The organism is Elioraea sp. (genome assembly GCF_051860475.1).
Classification (GTDB): Bacteria; Pseudomonadota; Alphaproteobacteria; order Acetobacterales; family Acetobacteraceae; genus Elioraea.
Genome location: NZ_JBHYDW010000197.1, coordinates 1 through 6,373, shown reverse-complemented (window position 1 = coordinate 6,373; position 6,373 = coordinate 1). Strand labels below are relative to the sequence as shown.

Sequence of the window (6,373 nt, the reverse complement as noted above, 5' to 3'; positions counted from 1 at the left end):
TCCGCGTGATCGGCGGCCCGGGCACGAACGCCTTCGCCGAGGTCGTCGCCGGGGCGGGCGGCTCCGTCACGATGGAGGCAAGCCGCCGGATCCAGGTGGCGGACGGCGCGCCCGGCAGTCCGGGCCGCGTGCAGGCGCTGAACGGGGCGCCGCTGACCATGCGCGCGCCGGAGCAGATCTGGGACGGGCTGGTGCAGGCGGGCACGCTCGCGACCGGCAACGGCGGCGAGGTGCGTGTTGCAGGCGCGATCAGCGCGACCGTGTCGCCGATCTTCAATCTCGCTCCGGGCAGCGACTTCACGCTCGAGCCCTCGGCGGCCGGGCCCGGGGCGGGGATCACCGCGAGCAGCTACACCTCGACGGTGGGGCTGCGGGTCGACACGCGCGGTACCGGCGCGATCACGCTCAATGCGCCGGTCGCGGCGGGGCAGCTCGCGCTGGTATCGGAGGAGCGGGTGACGCTCGCGCCAGGGGCGACGGTCAGCGCCTCGGGCACCGGCGACGTGCTGACGATCGCGGCGGGACGCGGTTTCGACAACCAGGCCGGTGCCGCGGCGCTCGCGGCGCCGGTGGGCCGCTGGCTGCTGTTCCTCGACAGCTTCGCAGGCATGCTCGGCACCGAGCCGGCCACCGCCGAGTTCGACCTCTACAACCGGCCCTTCGACTACGCCGACCCGCCGCGATCCGACATCCCGACCCAGGTCACCGGGCTGAACGTGCTGCCGGGCAACCGGATCGTCTATGGCGAGCAGCCTGTGCTGACGGTGACGGCCGAGACCCTGGCCAAGCTCTATGGCACCGGGGTGGCCCCGGCCGCGACGACGGATGCGAGCCAGCTTCGCCCCAAGGATGCTCCGCTCGCCACCGTGTTCGCAGGCGGCACCACGGCGACCAGCGCCGGCGCGGCCGCGGCCGCGGATGTCGGGGTCTATCCGACGACGCCGGTGGCGAGCCTGACGGCGCGCGGCGCACTCCAGGGCTACGGGCTGGTGCTCGTCCCCGGCACGCTGACCGTGAACCCCGCGCCGCTGACGGTGACCGCAATCGACTCGCGCACCTACGGCGCGCCGAATCCGGCCTTCACCGCGATCTACGACGGCTTCGTGCTCGGTCAGGATCCTGGCGCGCTCGGCGGCACGCTGACCTTCTCCACACCGGCGACGCCGACGAGCCCGGTCGGGGTCTATCCCGTGACGGCGTCAGGACTGACGAGCACGAACTACGCGCTCGTGTTCGTCCCCGGCACGCTGACCGTGAACCCCGCGCCGCTCACCGTCGCGGCGGACGACGCGACGCGTCCGCAGGGCCAGGACAATCCTTCGTTCAGCGCAACCATCGTCGGCTTCGTGCTGGGGCAGGACGGCTCGGTGCTGGGCGGAGTGCTGGCGCTCGCCACCGCGGCCACCGCAGCCAGCCCGCCTGGCGCCTTTCCAATCATCCCGTCGGGCCTGACCAGCACCAACTACGCGATCACGTTCGTCAACGGGACGCTGACCGTGACGCCGGCCGGCACGCCGCCACCCGTGGCCCCATCCCTCGCGGGACAGCTCGACGTGGTCGAACCGTTCAGGCGCGGCGTACAGCCTTTCACGCCCGCCGATGCCGGGTTCCGCACCACGGTGCTGGAGGCCGGCCCGGCCGTTGCCGACCCGTTCCGTCTGAGCTATTCCCTCGGCGACGTGATCCAGCTCGCGACCGGCCAGCCCAGCCTGCCAGGCGGGTTCGTGCCGGCCGGCGCCGGGCGCGCCGCGCCTGACGATCCCAACGCGCCCGGTCCGTGCGGAGGCCCGATCAATCTTGGCCCGCCCGGGCTTGGCTGCGTGGAGGTCGACCTGCTCGAAACCTTCTGGACCACCTACGGCAGGACGCCGCGGTGAGGCGCGCCGCCGTCGCGGCGCTCGCCCTCGCCGTTCTCCCCGCCCTCGCCGGCGCGCAGCCCATCCCCACGCCCGGTCCCGCAAGCCCCGAATTCCAGCGGCGCGAGTTCGAGCCGCGGCTGGTTCCCCGAGCGGAACCTCCCGCGGTCGAGACGGTGCCGACGCCTGCGGCACCGGTGGCGCCTGCCGGGCCGAGCTTCGTGCTGCGCGAGGTCCGGCTCGAAGGGGCGCGCACCATTCCCGAAGCGAGCCTTGCGCCGCTCTCGGCGGGGCTGATCGGCACCGCCGTGACGATCGAGACGCTCGAGGCGCTGACGGCGGCGATCTCGTCGCGCTACCGCGCCGAGGGCTATGTGCTGTCGCAGGCGATCCTGCCCGCACAGGCGATCGAGAACGGCGTCGTGCGGATCGTCGTGGTCGAGGGTTTGATCGACCGCGTGCTGGTCGAGGGGGGGCCGGACTCGGGGCAGGAGGCGCTGCGGCGGCGCTTCCGCTTCGTTGCCGAGGATCGGCCGCTGGCGCTCGGCACGCTGGAGCGCGCGGTCCTGCTGTCGCGCGACACGCTCGGCGGCGGGGTGGAGACCGTGCTCGGTCCTTCGCCGAGCACGTTCGGCGCGGCCGACCTGACCGTCCGGTACACGCAGCGGCCCTATGAGGGATTCGCGTTGGTGGACAATCGTGCCTCGCGGCTGTTCGGGCCATGGGTCGCGCGCGCCGGCTTCACCACCTACGACCTGCTTGGCCAGACCGAGCGGCTTGACCTCTCCGTGGCGTCCTCTCTCGGTGGACCGGAGCTGCGCTTCATCGAGGGTGCGGCGTCGCTGCCGCTCGCCGTGCTCGACGGCACGGTCCTGGACGGGGTACGCATCGAGTTCGGCGCGGACGCGACCCGCGGGCGGCCGGATCTGCGCAAGTCGGGCACGGTCGCGTTGACCGCGCTGCAGGAGGAGACGAACCTGCGCGCGGGGCTGTTCGTACCGGTGATCCGGACGCGCAGCGAGAACCTGTTCCTGCGCGCCGGGCTGACTTGGCGCGAGAGCACGACCAGGCAGCGCTTCGCGGGCGTCGATCTCGGCCGGGCAACCGATCGGCTGCTGGTCGCGGAAGGGCGCGCCACCTGGGACGTCGCCGACCGGTTCGACGGCGTGACGCTGATCGACGGGGCGCTGCGTCAGGGGATCGCGACCGCCGGGACGAAGATCGGTGCCGGCGCGAGCCGCGCGCGCGAGGACTTCACGCTGCTGCGCGGCTCGATCGCGCGGGTGCAGGAGCTGGGGCCGCCCGAGTGGTCGCTGTTCGGCGAGCTCGTGGGCCAGCTCGCCGGCACGATCCTGCCGAACTCGGAACGGTTCGCGCTCGGCGGCGAGCGGCTCGGCCGCGGCTTCGCGCCGGGCAACACCACGGGCGATCACGGCTTCGGCGGACGGGTCGAGCTGCGCCGACTGATCGCGCTCGGCGAGGTGGGCGGGCTCGCGCCGCTGATGAGCGCCTACATCTTCGGCGACTGGGGGGCGGCGATCGACCGCGACCGCAACCGCGACGGGCGGCGCTGGGAGAGCCTCGCCTCCGTCGGCATCGGCGCGCGCATCGACCTCGCGACCTGGCTCACCGTCACGCCCGAGATCGCGCACCAGCTGCGCGGCCGCCCGTCCGATACGGCGAGCGGCAAGCAGGAGACGCGCGGCTATCTCGGCGCGATCGTGCGGTTCTGATACCGGTTCAATAGCCCAGCACGCCGGGCAGCCAGAGCGCGATCTCCGGGAACGCCATCAGCAGGCCGACGCCTGTGGCAAGCATTACCAGGTAGGGCACCACCGCCCAGCCGACCTCGCCGAGCGGGGCGCCGGTGATCGCCTTGATCACCACGATGTTCAGCGCGACGGGCGGCGAGATCAGCGCCATCTCCAGGTTCAGCGTCAGCAGGATGCCGTACCACACCTTGTCGATCGCCATCGCATCCAGCACCGGCAGGATCACCGGCGTGGTCAGCAGGATGATCGAGAAGGTCTCGAGGATCAGGCCGAGCAGGAACAGCAGCACCATCATGCAGAGCAGGAAGCCGATGCGCCCCAGGCCCGCGGTGGCGATCAGCTGCGACAGTTCCTGCGGCGCGCCGAGCTTGGTCAGCATGAAGCCGTAGAGCGAGGCGCCGACGATGATCATGAACAGCATCGCCGCCGTTCGGGTCGCCTCGTTCACGCCCTCCCAGAGCTCGGCGAGCCGCATCTGGCGGTACACCACCAGCGCCAGGATCAGCGCCCAGAGCGCGCCGGTGCCGGCGGCCTCGGTGGGGGTGAAGACGCCGAAATAGATCCCGCCCAGCACGAAGGGCGGGAGCGTCAGCGCCCAGATCGAGCGGCGCAGCGAGGTGAACAGCTCGCACCAGGTGGCGGGCGGCGGCGCCTCGACCGGACGGCCAGTGGTGCCGTCGATGCCGCTGCCGCGCTCGGTCAGCAGGCACCAGAGCGAGAACATGCTCGCCATCATCAGGCCGGGGATCACGCCGGCGGCGAACAGCGCGCCGACCGAGGCCTCGGTGACATAGGCGTAGAGGATCATCGGCGCCGAGGGCGGAATGAGGATCCCCAAGGTGCCGCCGCCGGCGACCACGCCGAAGGCGCCGCGGCGCGAGTAGCCGTAGCGCAGCATCTGCGGGATCGCGACCTTGCCGATCGTCAGCGCGGTCGCGACCGAGGAGCCCGAGATCGCGGCGAACACGGTGCAGGCGGCGACGGTGGCGATGCCCAGGCCCCCGCGCACGCGGCGCAGGATCAGATACGCGGTGTGGAACAGGTCGTCGACGACGCGGCCGCGCACCATGAAATGCGCCATCAGCATGAACAGCGGCACCGCGACCAGCAGGTAGCTGTCCAGCTTGCCGAACACCAGTTCGCCGAGCAGCGTGACCGCGCCCTCATGCAGCCACAACACGCCGAGCGAGAGCAGGAACATCGCCGCGAACATCGGCACGCCGAGATAGAGCAGCACCAGGAGACCAGCGAGGGTGGCGAAGAACGTCATTCCACCCGTCCGCCCGGAACCCCGTGATCGATCTTCTGCTCGGGTCCGCGCGGCTCGAGCCCACAGGCGAGCACGACGATCTGCGCGAGTGCGGCCAGCAGCAGCAGCGCGGCACCGATCGGGATCAGCGTGTGCACCCACCAGATCGGCACGCCCCGTACGTCGGTGGCGATGCCGATCATGCGCGAGAACGCGACGGTATCGAGCCCTTCCAGCAGCAGAATGAGCGCGGTCAGCGCCACGGCGGCCGCGCCGAACATCCGCGCGGCGCGCCGGCGCGCGCCGGTGAGCCGCGCCGTCAGCACCTCGACGCCGATATGCTCGCCCCGGCGCTGCGTCTCGGCGGCGGCGAACATGGTCAGCCCCACCACCAGCCAGGCGGCGATGTGGTCGATCCAGGGCTGCGGCTGACCGAGGAAGTAGCGCCAGGCGACCGAGGCGCAGACCAGGACGAAGCAGATCAGTCCGGCGAGCGCGCCGAGCAGCGCGCCGAGGCGGCAGAGCAGCGCCACCGCCGCTTCGGCCAAGCGTGGCGCGGCCGCCCAGCGCGGCGCGCCGGGCGGCCCGTCCATGCGATCAGGCCGTGAGCTGGCCGAGCAGGTCGAGCGCGCGGCGTCCGCTGTCGCCGGCCGAGCGCAGGAACGCCTCGGCCACCGGCGGCTGCATGGCGGCCTTCCAGATGGCGCTCTCCTCGGGCGTCTGGATGTGCAGCGTCATGCCCTTGGCGCCGAGCTCGTCCACCGCGGCGGTCGCCGTCTGCTCGGTGAGCTCGATCGCGTCCGCCTCGGCCTTGCGCAGGCTCGTCTCGAGCGCGCTGCGCGCACCGGCCGGCAGGCCGTCCCAGAAGCGTGGATTGACGTAGACCTGGGTGAACACGGTGAAGAAGGGGGCCACCGTGCCGTAGCGCTGCACCTCGTAGAAGCGACGGCTGACCGCGGCGGAGACGTCCGTCAGCCCGGCGTCGAGCACGCCCGACTGCAAGGCGCCGACAACCTCGGGCGCCGGCGTGGCCGCGGGTGCCGCGCCGACCGCGGAGAGCCCGCTGTCGATCATCGGATTGATGCCGCGGATCTTCAGCCCCTGGAAGTCGGCGAGCTGCACGATCGGGCGGCGCTGCGAGGTGAAGATCGAGGTCCGCGTGGTGAACAGCCAGCCGACGCTCCGCACGCCGCGGCGCAGGGTGAGCTCGTCGAGATGCTTGGCCGCCTCCGATCCCGCGAAGCGGCGGATGCGCGCGAGCTCGGTGAACAGGTAGGGGATGGTCGGCGCGCTCATCTCGGGGAGGGTGTTGCCCCAGGTGAAGTTGGTGGCGACCGCGGCCTCGAAGGCGCCGCGGGCGACGCCGGGGAAGTTCTCGGCGACGCGCGCGAGCTGCTGGGCGGGGAACACCTGCACGGTGACGCCGGCGTTCTTGCCGTTCACCTCCTCGGCGAAGGTGGCGAGCGCCTTGGCGATGTGGTGCGCCGGCGGATACT

The 6,373-nt window shown here is 72.2% G+C and carries 5 protein-coding genes; 2 read left to right on the top strand and 3 right to left on the bottom strand.

All coding sequences use genetic code 11. From position 1 onward, the window contains the following. The coding region (locus tag ACTIFU_RS21850) for an MBG domain-containing protein (RefSeq protein WP_439580437.1) at window positions 1-1,877 on the top strand (1,877 nt) is incomplete at its 5' end. Beyond that, the gene (locus tag ACTIFU_RS21845; RefSeq protein ID WP_439580436.1) at window positions 1,874-3,589 is read left to right on the top strand and encodes a ShlB/FhaC/HecB family hemolysin secretion/activation protein; all 1,716 of its coding nucleotides are present in this window, start codon (window positions 1,874-1,876) and stop codon (window positions 3,587-3,589) included. The genes ACTIFU_RS21850 and ACTIFU_RS21845, both read left to right, overlap by 4 nt. Before the next feature lie 7 nt (window positions 3,590-3,596). On the opposite strand, the gene ACTIFU_RS21840 is transcribed toward ACTIFU_RS21845, so the two are convergent. The 3 genes from ACTIFU_RS21840 to dctP all read right to left on the bottom strand — a co-directional run. Then, window positions 3,597-4,898: a TRAP transporter large permease gene (locus ACTIFU_RS21840; protein ID WP_439580435.1), complete on the bottom strand. Its 1,302-nt coding sequence runs from the start codon at window positions 4,896-4,898 to the stop codon at window positions 3,597-3,599. Then, window positions 4,895-5,470 (bottom strand): TRAP transporter small permease, encoded by a 576-nt coding sequence (locus tag ACTIFU_RS21835; protein WP_439580434.1) that lies wholly within the window; start codon window positions 5,468-5,470, stop codon window positions 4,895-4,897. The genes ACTIFU_RS21840 and ACTIFU_RS21835 overlap by 4 nt, the downstream gene beginning before the upstream one ends. Before the next feature lie 4 nt (window positions 5,471-5,474). After that, the coding region (dctP, locus tag ACTIFU_RS21830; RefSeq protein ID WP_439580433.1) for a TRAP transporter substrate-binding protein DctP at window positions 5,475-6,373 on the bottom strand (899 nt) is incomplete at its 5' end.

Bases quoted from the DNA above. Each gene is read 5' to 3' on its own strand.
- ACTIFU_RS21840 (WP_439580435.1), bottom strand. From the start codon at position 4,898: ATGACGTTCTTCGCCACCCTCGCTGGTCTCCTGGTGCTGCTCTATCTC.
- ACTIFU_RS21835 (WP_439580434.1), bottom strand. From the start codon at position 5,470: ATGGACGGGCCGCCCGGCGCGCCGCGCTGGGCGGCCGCGCCACGCTTG.